The sequence below is a fragment of the Caulobacter sp. DWP3-1-3b2 genome (assembly GCF_049896325.1).
Lineage (GTDB): Bacteria > Pseudomonadota > Alphaproteobacteria > Caulobacterales > Caulobacteraceae > Caulobacter.
This window is the reverse complement of sequence record NZ_JAFCUB010000003.1, coordinates 153,381-170,692: the sequence shown is the minus strand read 5'-3', so window position 1 is coordinate 170,692 and position 17,312 is coordinate 153,381. Positions and strand designations below refer to the sequence as shown.

Here is a 17,312-nt window from a genome sequence, read left to right as displayed (position 1 = left end):
GGCCACAAGCCGGGAAGCACCATGGTTCGCAACCTCGGGAGGTTTTCAGATCATGGCGTCATGCACCTCTCGCCTCCTCGGCTCCACGGCGCTTTCGCTGCTAATCGCGGCGAGCGCCAGCGGCCCCAGCCTGGCCCGGCCTGACGTCGCCGATGGCGCGGTGACGCCCGAGGCCTGCGCGGCGCTGAGTTACGCTTCGCCGGCCAACGGTCACGAAAGCATCACTGTGACTGCGACACGCGCCCGCCCGACAGGAGCCGAGACGGCAGCGCCCCTGCGGCCGATCTCGCCGGCTCGTCGCGCCGAATCGAAGTTTCCGCCCCCTCCTCCGCCTCCCCCGGCCTCCTACAGCGTCGCGGCGCCATCCGTGACGCCGCCGTCCCCAGGCTACATAGCGCAGTATCGCGACACCGAGAAATACCCCGGCGCCGTCGCCAATCCGGTAAAGCGCACCGCCGAAGAGCCGGTCTCGACCTTCTCGATCGATGTCGACACCGCCGCCTACGCCAATGTGCGGCGGTTCCTCAACGAGGGCGCCGCTCCGCCCAACGACGCTGTGCGGGTCGAGGAACTGATCAACTATTTCAACTACGGCTATGCCCGGCCCTCCGCCAAGGACGCGCCGTTCAAGCCGACCGTCGTGGTCGTGCCCTCGCCCTGGTCGAAGGACCGCCAGCTGTTGCACATCGGCGTCCAGGGCTACACCACACCCCACGCCGACCAACCCCCATTGAACCTGGTGTTCCTGATTGACACCTCGGGTTCGATGTCGTCGCCCGACCGCCTGCCCCTGGCCAAGAAGGCGCTGAATGTCCTGATCGACCAGCTGCGGCCGCAGGACCGGGTTTCGATGGTGGCTTATGCCGGCTCTGCCGGCGCGGTGCTGTCGCCGACCGATGGCCGTTCGAAGCTGAAGATGCGCTGCGCCCTGAACGCCCTGAACTCCGGCGGCTCCACCGCCGGCGGCCAGGGGCTGGAACTGGCCTACGCCCTGGCCAAACAGAACATGGATCCAGAGGCGGTCAATCGGGTGATCCTGATGACCGACGGCGACTTCAATGTCGGCGTCAGTGATCCGTCGCGCCTGAAGGACCTCGTCGCCGACCAACGCAAGAGCGGCGTCTACCTGTCGGTCTACGGCTTTGGCCGCGGCAACTATAACGACACGATGATGCAGGCCCTGGCCCAGAACGGCAACGGAACCGCCGCCTATGTCGATGGCCTGCAGGAGGCGCGAAAGCTGCTGCGCGACGACTTCGACAGCGCCCTTTTCCCGATCGCCGACGACGTGAAAATCCAGGTCGAGTTTAATCCGGCCAAGGTCGCCGAATATCGACTGATCGGCTACGAGACCCGGCTGCTCAATCGCGAGGACTTCAACAATGACCAGGTCGACGCTGGCGAAGTCGGTTCAGGCGCGGCGGTGACGGCGATCTACGAGATCACACCCGTCGGCGCGCGGCCGTCGTCCGACCCGCTGCGCTATCGCGGCAAGGCGCCGGTCAAGAGCGGCGGCGACGAGCTGGCGTTCCTGAAGATTCGCTACAAGCCGCCGGGGGGCTCGACCTCGAAGCTGATCGAGCGGCCGATCGGAGCCGGCGACGTGCGCGCCAGCCTGGCCGCCGCGCCGGAGGCGACCCGCTTCGCCGTGGCGGTCGCCGCCTATGGACAGAAGCTGCGGGGTGATCCGTGGGTGGAGGACCGTTTCGGCTGGGATGACGTCACGGCCCTGGCCCAGGGCGCGCGGGGCGATGATCCCTACGGCCTGCGGGCGGAGTTCGTGCAGCTGACGCGGGCGGCGAAGGGCGTGAAGGGTTAGGCGCTCTGCGTCCTTCGAGGCCCGCTGCGCGGGCGCCTCAGGATGAGGAACTCTCTGCTGATTTCCTCATCCTGAGGTGCAAAGCAAAGCCGAAGCCTCGAAGGACGCACCTAGCTACCGCCCCGTCGGCATGTCCTTGAACGCCACGTCCTTGTCCACGCGCACGTCGCCCGGCAGGCCCAGCACCCGCTCGGCGATGATGTTCTTGAGAATCTCGTCGGTGCCGCCGGCGATGCGCAAGCCCGGCGCCCACATCAGGCTGGCCTGGAAGGCCGCCTCCATGGGGGCAAGGGACGGATCGGTGAGGATGCCGTATTCGCCCTGGGCCTCGACAGCGGTATTGGCCATTTCCTGCATCTGGTTGGCGGCGATGATCTTGCCGATCGAACTTTCCGGGCCCGGCGTCTGGCCGCGCGACAGGGCGGTCATGGTGCGAAAGCGAGTATATTTCAGGCCTTGCGAGTTGACATACCAATCGGCCAGCTTCTCCCGGAAGGCGTTGTCCTTCAGCGCCGGACCGCTGGGACCGGACAGGCCGCGGGCCAGTTCCATCACCTGGCGGTAGTCGGGACCGCTGGAGCCACCGACCGCCAGGCGCTCGTTCATCAGGGTGACCAGGGCGACCTTCCAGCCGTCGCCGACCGCGCCCAGCCGCTGGCTGTCCTTGACGCGCAGGTCGGTGAAATAGACCTCGTTGAATTCGCGGCCGCCCGACATCTGGTGGATCGGCCGGCACGCGACGGCGGCGTCGCGCATGTCGATCCAGAACATGGTCAGGCCCTTGTGCTTGGGCACGTCGGGATCGGTGCGGACCAAAACGATGCCGTAGTCGCAGTAGTGAGCGCCGGTGGTCCAGACCTTCTGGCCGTTGATCACCCAGTCGCCATCAGGATCTGGGCCGTCCTGGACGGCCCGTGTCCGCAGGGCCGCGACGTCGGAGCCGCCGGCCGGTTCGGAGAACAGCTGGCACCAGATCTCCTCGCCCTTCACGGCCGGGGAGACAAAGCGCTGCTTGGTCTCGTCATTGGCGAAGGCCATGACCGTGGGCACGCACATGCCCAGGCCTATGGTGAAATAGCCGTAGGAAACGCCCGCCTTGGCCTCTTCCTGGCCGAAGATCACCGACTGGATCGGCGTGCCGCCGCCCCCGCCGACCCCCGCAGGCCAGGTAATGCAGGCATAGCCGGCCGCGGCTTTACGGGCCTGCCAGGCCTTGCCGGCCGCCATGTGCTCGGGCGTGGTCGGCTTGGGCTCGCCGTGCTCGGCGCGATGCGCGGCGGCGGCCTCGACCAGCCAGGCGCGAGCCGTCTCGCGATAGGCGATTTCTTCGGGGGAGTCGTTGAAATCCATCTTAATTCTCCTTGCCTTCTCCCCTTGCGGGAGAAGGTGTCGGCCAGCGGCCGACGGATGAGGGGTCGAAAGGCCTGTCCGGAGAGGTCTGAGAGACCCCTAACCCGGCCCTGCGGGGCACCCTCTCCCGCAAGGGGAGAGGGATAGCGTCAGGCGGCGTTCTTCTTTTCCAATTCAGAAACCAGCCGCTCTTTCCAGAGCTTGGGCGAGCCGGCGACCAGCGCGAGTTGCCGCGAGCGGCGGTAATAGAGGTGGCAGTCGACATCCCAGGTGAAGCCCATGCCGCCGTGCACCTGCACGCTTTCCTTACTGGCGAACCAGAAGGCGTCGGAGGCGGCGATGCGGGCGGCGGCCGCGGCGGTCGGCAGTTCCGGCGCATCAACGTCCAGGGCCCAGGCCCCGTAATAGGCGTTGGAGCGGGCGACCTCGTTCTTGACGTACATGTCGGCCATCTTGTGCTTCATCGCCTGGTAGCCGGCGATCACCCGGCCGAAGGCGTAGCGGCCGAGGGCATATTCGCGGGCCATTTCTAGGCAGCGATCAGCGCCGCCCAGTTGCTCGAAGGCTAGCAGCACGGCGGCGCGGTCGAGGATGGCCTGGAGCAGTTCGAAGCCCCGTCCGGACTCTCCAAGACGGTCGGCGGTGGCGCCGTCGAAGGTCAGGCGAGCCACACCCCGTGTCGGATCCAGGCTCTCCAGGGTCTCGACCTTTACGCCGCCAGCCCGCAAGTCGACCAGGAACAGGCCGGGCCTGCCGCTCTCGGCCGCCAGCACGATGGCGATGTCGGCCGCGTCGCCGTCGGTAACCGGGATCTTGACGCCCGACAGCTTGCCGCCCTCGACCTTGGCCGACAGGCTGGACGGGGTGACCGCGCCCGGTCCTTCCGACACCGCCAGGCAGCCGATCAGTTCACCAACGGCAATGCGCGGCAAGATGGCGGCCTTCTGGGCGGCCGTGCCGTACGCCATCACGGCCTCAGCCAACACATAGACCGTCGAGGCGAAGGGAATGGGCGCGACGGCGCGGCCCAATTCCTCGGCGATGGCGCACAGCTCGACCCGCCCCAGGCCCAGGCCATTGTATTCTTCCGGAATGGCCGCACCGAGCCAGCCCTGCTCAGCCACGGCGGTCCATAGCCCCGCATCATAGCTCTTGGCCGGATCGTCCAACACGCCGCGCACCACCGAGGGCGCGCAACGGGCGGCGAGGAACTTGCGCGCCTCGTCCTTGAGGAACTTCTGGTCGTCGGAATAGTCGAAATCCACTTGGACTTCCTCCTTGGGTCGCTCTGGCGGCGGCGTCGAGACACGATGGACCGCCTTGGCCTCGAGGGAAAGATTGACCTCGCGTCAAGGATTTCACGTTCTTATGGCGGCCTCGAAACGAGTGAGAGCGCGTGCGTGGCCAAGACCGTCTTTCAGCGGAACCAGAAGGTGTGGGTCGAGAGCGTTGGCGCGTGGGCGACGATCGAGAAGATCGTTCCCATCTGGGCCAAGGGTTTCGACGAACCGGTGCGCGTCACCTACGACGTCGGACTGAACCGCGAGTTCCAGGCCCATGAGCTGAAACCCGAAGACCGCATCGGCGAGGACGGCGGCGTCGCGCTCGCCAACTGGCGCATCCTGCGGGCCCGCAACAAGTGGCAGCAGGAAAGCGACTGCCTGCACCACCCCTATCCCGGGACCTATCCCGTGGTGGTGACCGACGCCAATGACTGGGGCGGCTGGCGCACCCCCGGAGCCGAGTACGATCGCGATCCGCGTAAGATGGAGTTCCAGGCGCGACTGATCGCCGCCGCGCCCCAACTGCACGCCTTGGCCCGCCAGTTGATTGAACTGGCCGCCGATCATCCGGAGGACGCGCCGCCGGCCCTGGTGGCCATCGCCCAGCGCGCCGCCGCCATCGAACGGGCCCTGCACGAGGTGCCCGCCGCCGACGCGTCGGTGACCATCCTCGAGGCCAGTTAGCCGGCCTCGATCTGCGCCACCGAAGGCTCGTCCGGAGTCGCTTTGAAATTGCCCTTCTTCCAGGCCCAGTAGAGCACCAGGATCGCTACGCCGGTGCCCACGACCATGGCCGGGACGGACGCCTCGGGCCCGAAGCCGCCGCCGCTCAGCCATTCCGGCGCCCCGGCCTTGGGGGTGCTGAAATACAGGCTCTCCTTGACCTCGATGCCTGACACCCGCGCGCCCCAGATCCAGCCCTGGGCGAAGTTCCAGGCCGCATGGACGCCCACCGACATCCAGATTCGACCCGTCAGCATGTAGAAGGCCGCCAGCATCAGGCCCGCCTCGATGCTGATGGCGAAGGCGGCCGTCGGCGTGGCGTTGTCGTTGCCCAGGTGCATCAGCCCAAACAGGGCGGCTGAGATGGCCAAGGCCCACCAGGCGCCGAACGCGCGCATCAGCAGGCGCAGGATGATGGCGCGGAAGACCAGCTCTTCCATGGAGCCCGAGAAGATGGCGACAGTGATCATGCCCCAGGCCGACGCGGCGCGCGGTCCGGTGACGTCATAGAGTCCAAAGCCGACCAGCAACCCAACCACCACGGTCATCATCGCCGCGCCAAGCAGCAGGCCGATCGCCAGCTCCGACAAGGCGGGTCGCAGAGCCAACTCCGAGGGCCACCGCGCTTCGGCCAAGCGCATCACGCCAGCGTAGAGACCATAGCCCGCCGCGCAGATGGCGAGAGTCGCCAGGGCGATCAGCGGCTCGTGCCCGTTGAACCAGACGCCCGGCAGGATCGTGGCCGCCGCGTCGATCAACATGAACGCGACGAACAGCAACACCCCCCAACCCAGGCATCGCAGCCACCGCAGGGGCCCCGGATGCACGAACCGGCGCGAGCCCAGGTCAAGGCCGGCGCTTGGCGCCGTATCGATCAGCGACATTGAATCAGACCCCAGAACAAGCACCGACCTTTGGCGGGATCACGCTTGGCTTCAAGTGACGAACGGTTCAGGTCGCGTTGCGCCGGCCAGTGGCGGCCAGTCCATGCCCGAGCCCGGGCGACGCAGGCGGCTGTGCGAGCCGAATTCCACCGCCGGGCGCGTGACGCCCAGGTCGATCTCGCCGCCGTTCGGCCCAAGCCGCCAGCAACGGCGTCCGACCCAGATCAGCACTTTCAGCCCGTCCGCCGCCCCGGCGCTGGCCCAGCCGCGCAAGGTCGCCTCGAACGGTGCGCGCCGCCAAGCCGTGGGCTTGGTCGGGTCGAGCTCGACATGGATCGTGCGGCCGCCCTGGCCGGCGTGCAGGACAAAACCGCTACGGTCCGGCCGCCACGTCTCGTCCAGGCGCTGATCGAGCAGCCAGTCGCAGGCGAAGTCCGCGCAGCCTTGCGGGCGGCCCTCATAGACGCCGCAGCCCTTGCCACGCTTGTAATAGCGGCACCAGACTTGCGGCGCCTTCTCCAGCTCGCGCACGCCGATCAGCTTGCAGCACTGGCCGCACTCGCCGCATTCCCGCCCGGTCATCGACGCCCCCTGTGGACCCAGCGGGGTCATGGCGCGGAACTCGCGACAATTCTGCAATCGGGTCAAGTGCGCCCTCGCCCCGACACATCTCCTTGCCTACATTGGCCGGATGCGCACCGACACGCCCCAGCCCGTCCAGCTTTCGGACTATCGCCCCTTCCCGTTCACGATCGAGACCACCGATCTCGAGTTCCTGCTGGATCCCGAGGCGACGCGGATCAGGGCGACCCTGACGATCAAACGCAGCGGCGCGCCCGGCGAGCCCCTGTTCCTGAACGGCGAACGCCTGAAGCTGATCTCGGTGGCCATCGACGGCCAGGCCCTCGGCGCGAACGCATACGCCCTAGACGGCGAGGGCTTGACGATCCACGCCGTGCCAGACGCCTTCGTCCTGACCACCGAGGTCGAGATCAACCCGTCGGCCAACAAGGCGCTGATGGGCCTCTACATGTCCGGCGGCCGGTTCTGCACCCAGTGCGAGGCTGAAGGCTTCCGGACCATCACCTTCTTCCCCGACCGGCCCGACGTGCTGAGCCGCTACACGGTGCGGATCGAGGCGGACGTGGCGTTCCCCTACCTGCTCAGCAACGGCAATCTGTGGGAAGGCGGCGAACTGGACTCCACGGTGGAAGGCGGCCGCCACTACGCCGTCTGGAACGACCCCTTTCCCAAGCCGGCCTATCTGTTCGCCCTGGTGGCGGGCCAACTGGACGTGCTGGAAGATAGCTTCGTCACCATGACCGGCCGGACGGTGGCGCTGAAAGTATTTGTCGATCCTGGCATGGCGCCGCGCGCCGCCTATGCGATGGACAGCCTCAAGCGCTCGATGAAGTGGGACGAAGAGGCGTTCGGCCGCGAATACGACCTGGACCTGTTCATGATCGTCGCCGTGCGCGACTTCAATTTCGGGGCGATGGAGAACAAGGGGCTGAACATCTTCAACAGCTCCCTGCTGCTGGCTGCCCCCGAGACCGCCACCGACATGGATTACGAGCGCATCGAAAGCGTCGTGGCCCACGAATATTTCCATAACTGGACCGGCAACCGCATCACTTGCCGCGACTGGTTCCAGCTGTGCCTCAAGGAAGGCCTGACCGTCTTCCGCGACCAGAGCTTCAGCGCCGACATGCGCGGCGAGGCCGTGCAGCGGATCAAGGACGTCAAGGCCCTGCGCGCCCGGCAGTTCGCCGAGGACGCCGGTCCACTGGCCCACCCGGTCCGGCCGTCCAGCTACATGAAGATCGACAACTTCTACACCGCGACGATCTATGAAAAGGGCTCCGAACTCATCCGGATGCTCAAGACGATCCTGGGCGCCGAGACTTTCCGTAAAAGCCTGGACCTCTATTTCGACCGCCATGATGGCGAGGCCACCACGGTCGAGGCCTTCATCGCCTGTTTCGCCGACGCCTCGGGCCGCGACATGGGCGAGTTCTTCGCCTGGTACGAGCAGGCCGGCACCCCAGCGGTATCGCTGACCCACGTCTATGACGAGGCCGCCCAGGCGCTGGAGATCACCCTTACCCAGGTCACCGCCCCGACCAGCGGTCAGCCCACTAAGCAGGCTCTGCCGATCCCGGTGACCATCGGCCTGCTCGACAGCGAGGGCGAAAGTCTGCGCGATAGCGAGGTGGTGCTACTGGACACGCCGACCAAGACCGTGCGCTGGGAGGGCGTCGCCAGCACCCCGGTGATCTCGGCCCTGCGTGGCTTTTCGGCGCCGGTGAACCTGACCGTCGACACGCGCTCGGTCGATCGCTACGTGCAGTTTGCCGCCGATCCCGACCTGTTCAACCGCTGGGAGTCCGGTCAGACCCTGGCCCGCGAACTGATCCTCGGCCGCGCCGCCGGGGCCCCCGACGAGGTTGGCGAGGAACGCTATGCCGACGCCCTGGGCAAGGCTCTGATCGACGAGGCCTCCGATCCGGCCTTCAAGGCCCTACTGCTGACCCTGCCCAGCGAAGGCGACCTCAGCCTGGCCGTCGATCCGGTCGATCCCGCCGCGATCCACGCCGCGCGTGGTCACTTGAAGACGGTCATGGCCGTCCATCTAGGCGACCTGCTGCGACGTCTGCACGGTGATCTGCAGAGCGGCGGCGAGTTCTCGGCCGACGCCAAGGCGGCCGGAAAGCGCGCGCTGCGTAACGGCTGCTGCGACCTGCTGGCGGCCGATCCGCACGCGGTCAATGTCGAGCGCATCGTCGGTCATTTCGAAAGCGCCGCCAACATGACCGACACCATGGGCGCTATCTCAGCCCTGATGACGGTCGGCGGCGAGCCGGCCGAGAAGGCCCTGGCCGACTTCCACGCCCAATGGCGCGACGAGCCGCTGGTGCTTGACAAGTGGTTCTCGGTCCAAGCGCGCGACCCTGGCGACGGTGCGATCGGCCGCATCCTGGCTCTGACGGCGCACCCCGATTTCGACGCCGGCAATCCAAACCGCATGCGGGCCCTGGTCCAGGGATTTTCGAGCGGCAACCCAGCCCAGTTCCACGACGCCAGCGGCGCGGGCTATCGTTTCCTGGCCGACCAGATCCTGGGGGTTGATGGCTTCAACCCCACGACCGCCGCGCGGTTGGTCGAACCGCTGGGCGCTTGGCGACGCTACGTGCCGGCCCTGGGCTTGCTGATGCGGGAACAGCTAGAGCGCATCTGCGGTCATGTCGGCCTGTCAAAGAACGTGTTGGAACTGGTGTCCCGCGCTCTGAATTGACGGCTTGCGGTGCAGCTTGAGCCGAGCGTGGCGCGATTCTCAGCGCCACGGGTTGCGACTAAAAGGCTCATGCGACGCCAAAACCGCCGTTCGTCGGTGACGCATCGGTCGCGGGTGCGGTAGATTCACCATGTCGGCGAAGTGACTCGCCGGGGCTGGCGGGAGCATCGGGCGTTGGAGCGTGGTGGGGCGAGGACCGGGAGGTTGGCGGGAGCCAGTCTGTCGGCGGCGGGCGCGGCCCGTCAGCGCGCCGCGCAATCGCCTTCTCAGGCCTATGTGCGGGTGGCGATCCTTGCCGCCCTGTTGCTGCTGGCCGTCTACACCGCCTTTGGCGTCAACCGCCTCAAGCAGGAAGCCAGTATTCCACCCGGCGGCGCGCCGCTGGCCGCCCAGGCCAAGCTGGTGGCTGGCGCCGTCGAAACCAATCTCGCCGCTCAGCGCGCCGGCTTGTCGGCCGCCGCCGATTTGCTGCAGCGTGACCCTAGCGCTCCCATGGACGCGGCCGAGACCGCTCTGCGCGCCGCCGGCGGCGAGGCCATGGCAGTGGCGGTGGTCGGCTCCACCGCCCCCCTGGCGGTTGCCGGTCGCGACCCGTCAGCCGACTGGATGGTCGCCGCCCGCGCCGCCGCTGCATCGGGCCGTAATGTCTGGATCGGCGCGCCGACCTCCGGCAGGCTCTATGTGGCCGTCGCGACGCCCGTCGGGGGCGGGCGCGGCTTCGTAATCGCCTCCAGCGATCCTTCGCGCCTGATCGCCGCCCCCCCCAAGGGCGCGGCCAGCGCCCTGATGCTGGCCGACGGCCGGATCTTGGCCTCCTCCGGCCGACCCATCCAGGGCGCCGCCAACTTGCGCGAGGCCTTCTCCCTATCGGTCGAGGACGTCAGCGACAGCGCCTCCGCCCTGCGCGGCCAGTCCGCCGATGGCCAGGCGCTGGATGTCGCGGTGCAGCCTCTGGCCCAAGGCGCTCTGTTGGCCGCCGCCAGCGCTCAATCGCGCACCGTGGCCAATGTTGATCGCCAGGTGATGCAAGGCGCGTTCTCGCTGCTGGCCCCGCTGGCCGTTGGCATCGCTTTGGCCCTGATGTTGATGCTGCAGAGCCGCCGGGTCGAGACCGCGCAGAAGGAGTTTGTCGACAGCGAGCAGCGCTTCCGCCTCGCCGTGGAAGCCGCCCGCTGCGGCATTTGGGAATGGGAGCTGGGCGCCGACCAGGTGTTCATGTCCGACGTCACCGGCGCGATGTTCGGCTGGGGCGGCGGCGGCGTGGTGGGCGGACAGGAGCTGCTGGACCGCGTGTCGGTCGACCATCGCGACAAGCTTCGCCAGGCCCTCGCCAATGCCGCCATGTACGGCGCCTTCGACGTATCGTTCCGGGTGCCGGGTCGCGACGGAGGTCGCTCGATCTGGGTCGACGCCCGCGGCCAGGGCTTTGGCAAGCCCGGCGAGGACGGCTATTCGCGGATCATCGGCGTGGCGCTCGATGTCACCGAGGAGCGTCTGGCCCAGGCCCGTGCTCAAGCCGCCGAGAACCGCCTGCGCGACGCCATTGAGAGCGTGTCTGAAGCCTTCGTGCTGTGGGACCGCCAGGGCCGGCTGCTGATGTGCAACCGTAACTATCGCAACGTCTTCAACCTCGAGCCCAAGCTGCTCAAGCCTGGGGCCCCGCGCAGCGAGGTCAACCGCTTCGCCGCCCTGGCCATCAAGCACGACCAACCCGCCCCGGACGGCGCCAAGGGCGTGCGCGAGGCCGAGCTGAACGACGGCCGCTGGATACAGATCAGCGAGCGCCGCACGGCTGAAGGCGGCCTGGTGATGACCGCCGCCGACATCACCGCCATCAAGAACCAGGAAGAAGCCCGCCGCCTGAATGAGGAGCAGCTCCAATACGCCGTGACAGGCCTTGAGCGCAGCCAGGAGCAGCTGGCCGAGCTGGCCCGCAAGTACGAGATGGAGAAGGTCAAGGCCGAGGGCGCCAACAAGGCCAAGAGCGAGTTCCTGGCCAATATGAGCCACGAGTTGCGGACGCCGCTGAACGCCATCAACGGCTTCTCCGAGATCATGATGAACGAGATGTTCGGCAAGCTCGGCGACGCCCGTTACAAGGGCTACAGCCTTGATATCCACAATTCCGGCCAGCACCTGCTGGCCCTGATCAACGACATCCTCGACATGTCGAAGATCGAGGCCGGCAAGATGAACCTGAAATTTGAGCCGCTGAGCCTGGAGGACGTCACCGAGGACGCCGTGCGCCTGGTGCGCAATCGCGCCGAGGCCGCCGGCCTGCAGCTGGAGATCGACTTCCCGGCCCTCCCCGAGGTCGAGGCCGACTACCGCGCGGTCAAGCAGGTGCTGCTAAACCTGCTGTCCAACGCCATCAAGTTCACGCCCCGCGCCGGCCGTGTCACCGTACGGGCCGAGATGCGCCGTGATCCGCTGGGCGAGCGCGTCCGCGTCTCCGTTATCGACACCGGCATTGGTATCGCCGCCGAGGATCTGGCCCGCCTGGCCAAGCCGTTCGAGCAGGTCGAGAGCCAACACGCCAAGACCACCCAAGGTACTGGCCTGGGCCTGGCCCTGACCAAGTCGCTGGTCGAGATGCACGACGGCTCGCTGGAAATGACCAGCGCCCCGGGCGAGGGCACCACGGTCAGCTTCGTGCTGCCGATCAACCAGGGCGGTCTGTCGTCCCTGCGCGACTTCGCGGCGGCGTGATCCGGGCTTGAAGAAGGTGCTGTTCGTCTGCAGCCAGAACAAGCTGCGCAGCCCCACGGCCGAGCAGGTGTTCTCGACCTGGCCGGACCTGGAAGTCGATTCGGCCGGCACCAATAATGACGCCGAAAACCCGCTGACGGGTGAGCTGGTGGCCTGGGCGGACGTGATCTTCGTGATCGAGAAAGCCCATCGCAACAAGCTGGCCAAGCGCTTCAAGCGCCAGCTGAAGGCGCGGCTGGTTTGCCTGGATATTCCAGATGACTACGCCTTCATGGATCCCGCGCTGGTGAGCTTGCTGCGGGCCAGGGTCGTACCCTACCTGCGCTGAGCGTTATCGCATTCGTCGCCAGCGTCAATGAGCTAACTCTCGAGCGGCGCAATGGCTATTCCTGGTTCAATACCAGCCCGAAAAAGGCGCTTGAGGCCTATGCCACCTGGAAAAAGGCCCATTCTGCGGCGAGGTGAAGCTCCGTCACAAACCCTTGGCCAAATTCACGCCGAAGTGTCGCAACCTTCGCCTAACACCCCCTCCAACACGCGTCCGCAATCGGACGACTCTGGAGGGGTTCCATGTCCAAGATTTTCAATCGGAAAGCGCTGCTGGCCGCCTGCGCGTTGGGTACGTTAACGCTGGTTACCGCCGCCAACGCCGCCGAAACCGCAGCAACCGCGCCGGCCGCGGAGCCCAACGACATCAACGCCGTCGAGCAGGTGCTGGTCACCAGCCTATCGACCACCCGCTCGGCCGTGCAGCTATCTGGTTCGGAAATGCAGAAGATCCTGCCAGGCCTGTCGCCAATGAAAGCCATCCAGACCCTGCCGGGGGTGATGTATGTCACCGCCGATCCCTGGGGCAACAACGAGCAGAACACCTCGTTGTTCATCCATGGATTCAACGGTCAACAGTTGGGCTACACGCTCGACGGCGTGCCGCTGGGCGACCAGAGCTACGGCAACTACAACGGCCTGTCGCCGCAGCGCGCGGTGATTAGCGAAGTGGTCGGCAAGGTCATCCTGTCGTCAGGCGCCGGCGCGCTGGGCACCGCCTCGACCAGCAACCTGGGCGGCGCGATCGAGACCTTCAGCAACGACCCGCGCGCCGAATTCGGCGGACAGTTCAACCAGACGCTGGGCAGCTACGACACCAGCCGCACCTTCGTGCGCCTCGACACGGGCGCGTTCGCCGGGAACAACAGCCTCTATCTCGCCTACGCCCATCAGAAAGCTCGCGCCTGGGACTTCAACGGCAAGCAGGGCGGCGACCAGGCCAACCTGAAATACGTGAACGACGGCGAGCACGGCAAGCTGACCTTCTACCTGTCCTATTCGGACAAGATCGAACCGAACGAGGACGGCACCACCCGCTATTTCCCCAGTCGCGCAAATCGGCCGACGGACGCCTACCAGCCCTATACCCGCCCGTTCCTTTATCCGGACTTCGCCGCCGCCCTGGCTTATCTGGACGCAGCCGGCAACTATCCGGCTTCGCAGGGCGACAACTATCGCAACTATTTCAGCGCCGCCCAGCGCAAAGACTATCTGACCTACATCAAGTATGACGCCAAGCTGAGCGACAACGTCACCTGGTCGAACCAGGTCTACTATCATGACGACCACGGCCGCGGCATCGTCGCCGGCCCGATCCGGGTGGCGGGCCTGCCGAACCTGTTCAACTTCTACTTCCCGGGCCAAGACCTGAAGAAGGTGTTTGGTAATTCGGGTTTCGCCACCCGCACCACCGAGTACCAGATCGACCGCGTGGGCGGCATCTCGACCCTGAACGCCACGTTCGGCGAGCACCAGATCGAGGCCGGCTTCTGGTACGAGCACAACAAGTCGTCGGCCTATCGCCGCTGGTACCCGTTCGACGTCAACCATCCGACCTCGCCCTATGACGTGCCCACCGGCTGGCTGATCACCCAGTACGGCAGCGAGATCGACAACAAGGTCTACCAGTTCCACGTCCAGGATCAGTGGCGCATCCGCGAGAACCTGGTGTTGCAGGGCGGCTTCAAGAGCAGCGTGCAGGACGCGACCGGCGCGGTGGCGGTGCAGCCCATCGTCGGTTCGCTGGTCAACTCGATCGGCCTGCCGGTCGGCAACATCAAGACCAAGGAATGGTTCCTGCCCCAGATCGGCGCGGTGTGGACCGCTTCGACGGGCGACGAGTTGTTCGTCAACATCCAGAAGAACCTGCGCCACTTCCAGACCTATGGTGGTGGCGGCCTGTCGCCGTTCAGCCTGGGCAGCCAGGCGGCGTTCGACCAGTTCAAGAAGAGCGCCGACCCGGAGACCGCCTGGACCTACGAGGCCGGCCTACGGGGCAAGCGCGAGATCGCGTTCGGCCCGTTCACCGCGATCGACGGCCAAGCGAGCGTTTATCACACCGACTTCAGCAACCGCCTGCTGGGCGTGGCCCCTTCGGCGGCCGCGATTTCGATCATCGGCGGCGCGGCGATCGTCCAGAACGTGGGCAGCGTCAAGACCGACGGCGTCGACGTGGCCGCCACCCTGCACATCGGCGAACACTTCTCGTTCTACAACGCGCTTTCGTACAACCGCTCGGTCTATCAGGACGACTACACCAGCGGCTCGACCACGATTGGCGGCGTCATCACCCCGACCGTCGTGCACATCGCCGACAAGAAGGTGCCCGGCAGCCCCGAATGGCTGAACAAGTTCGTGGCCACCGGCAATTTCGGCAATTTTGAAATCCAGGTGATCGGCGACTTCGTCGGCGACCGCTTCGCCACTTACACCAACGACCTGAAGGTCAACAGCTACATGCTGTACAGCCTGCAGGTCAGCTATGACTTTGAGACCCCGGCCAGCTGGCCGGTGAAGGGCCTGAAGCTGAGCGGCAACGTCACCAACCTGACCGACGAGGAGGGCGACCTGAACGTCACCGTCTCGCAACCGGCTGGCAGCTACAGCACCTTCCCCATCCCGCCGATCCAGGGTTTCGTCACCCTGTCCACGCGGTTCTAGAGACGGGCGACTCGCCGCCTTTTCTTCTCCCCTTTCCGGGGCGAGTCACGCCTGCATCGAGCGCCCCGGACCTGGTCCGGGGCGCTTTTCGTTCGAAACGCAAAGCAGCAGATTTCGCCTTCCGCCGCTTTGTGCCGGGCTTGGCAAATGGTGAGGTCAAGGCCTCAGCAGAGAGACCTCCCATGTCCCTGACCCTGCACATGCAGCCGCTGGCCTCTTGCGGCTGGAAGGTTCTGATCGCGTTCTATGAGAACGACACGCCGTTCGAGGCAAAAATCGTTGATCTAAGTGACCCGGCCGAGACAGCGGCGTTCCAGGCGCTGTGGCCGACCAGCAAGATGCCTTTGCTGCGTGACGACGCGCGGGATCAGACTGTGCGGGAGACGCCGGTCATCATCGAATATCTACAGACCTGGTCTCCGGGTCCGGTCCGCTTCATCCCCGGCGGGGCAGAGGCCGCGCTGGACGTGCGCCTGATGGATCGCCTGTTCGACCTCTATGTCCAGGAGCCGATGCAGAAGATCGTCGGCGACCAGATCAGGCCGGCTGTCGCCAAGGATTCCTACTGCGTGGCCCAAGCTCCCGCTCAGTTGGCGATGGCCTATGACCTGATCGAGGCGCGCCTGGCGGATCGGCCCTGGGCGGCGGGCGAGGTTTTCGGACTAGCCGACTGCGCCGCCGCCTCGGCACTGTTCTATGCCGACAGGGTGGCGCCACTGGCTCCGGCCCATCCGAACACCAGCGGTTATCTCGACCGCTTGCTGGCCCGTCCTTCGCTCTCGCGGGTGATCGAGGAGGCCCAGCCCTATTTCGCGATGTTCCCGACCTAGGCGGCGCGCGCCCGCGTGTTCGAGAGACGCGATTGGACCTGTTCCTGGCCCGTCTCGAAGCGCGCTACCAGTCGCGCCAGTTCCGAGGCTTCGGAGCGCAGGTTCGAGGCCGCGGCCGTCGCCTCTTCGACCATGGCCGCGTTCTGCTGGGTCACCTGGTCCATTTGATTGATGGCGGCGTTTACCTGGTTCAGGCCCGTGGCCTGCTCTTGCGATGACTGGGCGATCTCGGAGATCAGGGTGTCAATCTGGGTGACCTTGCCCACGATGCCGTTCAAGGCCTCGCCCGTGTCGCCGACCAATTGCACGCCGCGCGCCACCTGGGCGGTGCTGCTGGCGATCAGAGTCTTGATCTCCTTGGCGGCCTCGGCTGAACGCTGGGCCAGGGCGCGCACTTCCTGAGCGACGACGGCAAAGCCACGACCCGCGTCACCGGCCCGAGCCGCCTCGACCCCGGCGTTCAGGGCCAGCAGGTTGGTCTGGAAAGCGATCTCGTCGATCACGCCGATGATCTGGGTGATCTGGCCGGAACTCTGCTCGATCTCGCCCATGGCGGCCACCGCGTCGCGCATGACTTCGCCTGAACGAGCCGCGTCCCGGCGGGCGCCGCTGGCCGCCGTCGAGGCCTCCTTGGCCCCCTCGGCGCTGCGGCGGACCGTGGCGGTCAGCTCATCCAAGGCGGCGGCGGTCTCTTCGAGCGATGCGGCCTGCTGCTCGGTACGGCGCGATAGGTCATCCGAAGCGCTGGCGATTTCGTCCGACCCGGCCTGGAGCCCGCCGGTCGCGGAGGCGATAGCACCCATGGCGACGCGCAGGCTGTCGATAGCGGCGTTGAAGTCATCCTTGATCTGCTGGTACCGCCCCTCGAACTGCACTCGGATGCCTGCGGTCAGGTCGCCGTCGGCCAGACGTCTGAGGCTGTCGGCGAGAGCCGAAACCACGGCGCCCTGTTCGTCGTCCACCTGACGGCGCGCGGTCTCGCCGCGCGTTCTTTCCAGCTCGATCTCGGTGACGTCAGTGGCGAACTTGATGACCTTGTAAGGCTTGCCGGATGTGTCGAGCACGGGATTGTAGGACGCCTGAATCCAGATTTCCTTGCCACCCTTGCCGATCCGCATGAACCTGGCGGCGATGAATTCGCCGCGATTAAGCTGCCGCCAGAAGTCCTGGTACTCGGCGCTCGCGGCCTCGCCTGGCGATACGAACAGGCTGTGGTGGCGGCCTTCGATCTCATTGGCGGCGTAGCCGATGGCGTGGAGGAAGTTGGCATTGGCCCGGATGATCGTGCCATCAAGCCGAAACTCGATCACCGCCTGCGAACGATCCATGGCCGCGACCTGTGCTTCGAGCTCCAACACGCGTTCAGCGGCGACCTTGGTTTGCTTGCGATTTGAAAACATCGTTCTGCGCTCCGGCCATTGCGGCCTTTCG

12 protein-coding genes are annotated in these 17,312 nt (G+C 66.3%); 7 read left to right on the top strand and 5 right to left on the bottom strand.

From position 1 onward, the window contains the following. Window positions 1–52: 52 nt before the first annotated feature. Window positions 53–1,819 (top strand): vWA domain-containing protein, encoded by a 1,767-nt coding sequence (locus ACP7AG_RS03395; protein WP_426029779.1) that lies wholly within the window; start codon window positions 53–55, stop codon window positions 1,817–1,819. Window positions 1,820–1,933: 114 nt separating this feature from the next. On the opposite strand, the gene ACP7AG_RS03390 is transcribed toward ACP7AG_RS03395, so the two are convergent. Next, window positions 1,934–3,169: an acyl-CoA dehydrogenase family protein gene (locus ACP7AG_RS03390; protein ID WP_426013544.1), complete on the bottom strand. Its 1,236-nt coding sequence runs from the start codon at window positions 3,167–3,169 to the stop codon at window positions 1,934–1,936. A gap of 149 nt (window positions 3,170–3,318) precedes the next feature. Further along, complete coding sequence (locus ACP7AG_RS03385; RefSeq protein ID WP_426029778.1) at window positions 3,319–4,434, bottom strand: acyl-CoA dehydrogenase family protein; 1,116 nt, start codon at window positions 4,432–4,434, stop codon at window positions 3,319–3,321. Between the two features lie 135 nt (window positions 4,435–4,569). Here ACP7AG_RS03385 and ACP7AG_RS03380 point away from each other — a divergent pair, with 135 nt between their 5' ends. Then, a complete protein-coding gene (locus ACP7AG_RS03380; RefSeq protein ID WP_426013547.1) occupies window positions 4,570–5,136 on the top strand; it encodes a hypothetical protein in 567 nt (188 codons plus the stop codon). Here the strand turns inward: ACP7AG_RS03380 and ACP7AG_RS03375 are convergent. Beyond that, window positions 5,133–6,059 (bottom strand): CPBP family intramembrane glutamic endopeptidase, encoded by a 927-nt coding sequence (locus tag ACP7AG_RS03375; RefSeq protein WP_426013549.1) that lies wholly within the window; start codon window positions 6,057–6,059, stop codon window positions 5,133–5,135. The two genes, ACP7AG_RS03380 and ACP7AG_RS03375, sit on opposite strands and share 4 nt — an antisense overlap. A gap of 51 nt (window positions 6,060–6,110) precedes the next feature. Continuing rightward, window positions 6,111–6,641, bottom strand: a complete 531-nt coding sequence (locus ACP7AG_RS03370) for a YkgJ family cysteine cluster protein (RefSeq protein WP_426029777.1) — start codon at window positions 6,639–6,641, stop codon at window positions 6,111–6,113. A gap of 109 nt (window positions 6,642–6,750) precedes the next feature. Between ACP7AG_RS03370 and pepN the strand changes: the two genes are divergently transcribed. The 5 genes from pepN (at window position 6,751) to ACP7AG_RS03345 (ending at window position 15,881) form a co-directional block, all read left to right on the top strand. Next, window positions 6,751–9,354, top strand: coding sequence for an aminopeptidase N (gene pepN, locus ACP7AG_RS03365; protein ID WP_426029840.1), 2,604 nt, complete (start codon window positions 6,751–6,753; stop codon window positions 9,352–9,354). 174 nt (window positions 9,355–9,528) lie between these two features. Then, a complete protein-coding gene (locus ACP7AG_RS03360) occupies window positions 9,529–12,063 on the top strand; it encodes an ATP-binding protein (RefSeq protein WP_426013554.1) in 2,535 nt (844 codons plus the stop codon). A 16-nt stretch (window positions 12,064–12,079) separates the two neighbouring features. Beyond that, window positions 12,080–12,391: a low molecular weight protein tyrosine phosphatase family protein gene (locus ACP7AG_RS03355; protein ID WP_426029839.1), complete on the top strand. Its 312-nt coding sequence runs from the start codon at window positions 12,080–12,082 to the stop codon at window positions 12,389–12,391. Window positions 12,392–12,633: 242 nt separating this feature from the next. Continuing rightward, window positions 12,634–15,051 (top strand): TonB-dependent receptor, encoded by a 2,418-nt coding sequence (locus tag ACP7AG_RS03350; RefSeq protein WP_426029776.1) that lies wholly within the window; start codon window positions 12,634–12,636, stop codon window positions 15,049–15,051. 182 nt (window positions 15,052–15,233) lie between these two features. Next, window positions 15,234–15,881: a glutathione S-transferase family protein gene (locus ACP7AG_RS03345; RefSeq protein ID WP_426029775.1), complete on the top strand. Its 648-nt coding sequence runs from the start codon at window positions 15,234–15,236 to the stop codon at window positions 15,879–15,881. On the opposite strand, the gene ACP7AG_RS03340 is transcribed toward ACP7AG_RS03345, so the two are convergent. After that, window positions 15,878–17,281 (bottom strand): methyl-accepting chemotaxis protein, encoded by a 1,404-nt coding sequence (locus ACP7AG_RS03340; RefSeq protein ID WP_426029774.1) that lies wholly within the window; start codon window positions 17,279–17,281, stop codon window positions 15,878–15,880. The genes ACP7AG_RS03345 and ACP7AG_RS03340 overlap by 4 nt on opposite strands. Between the last annotated feature and the right edge of the window lie 31 nt (window positions 17,282–17,312).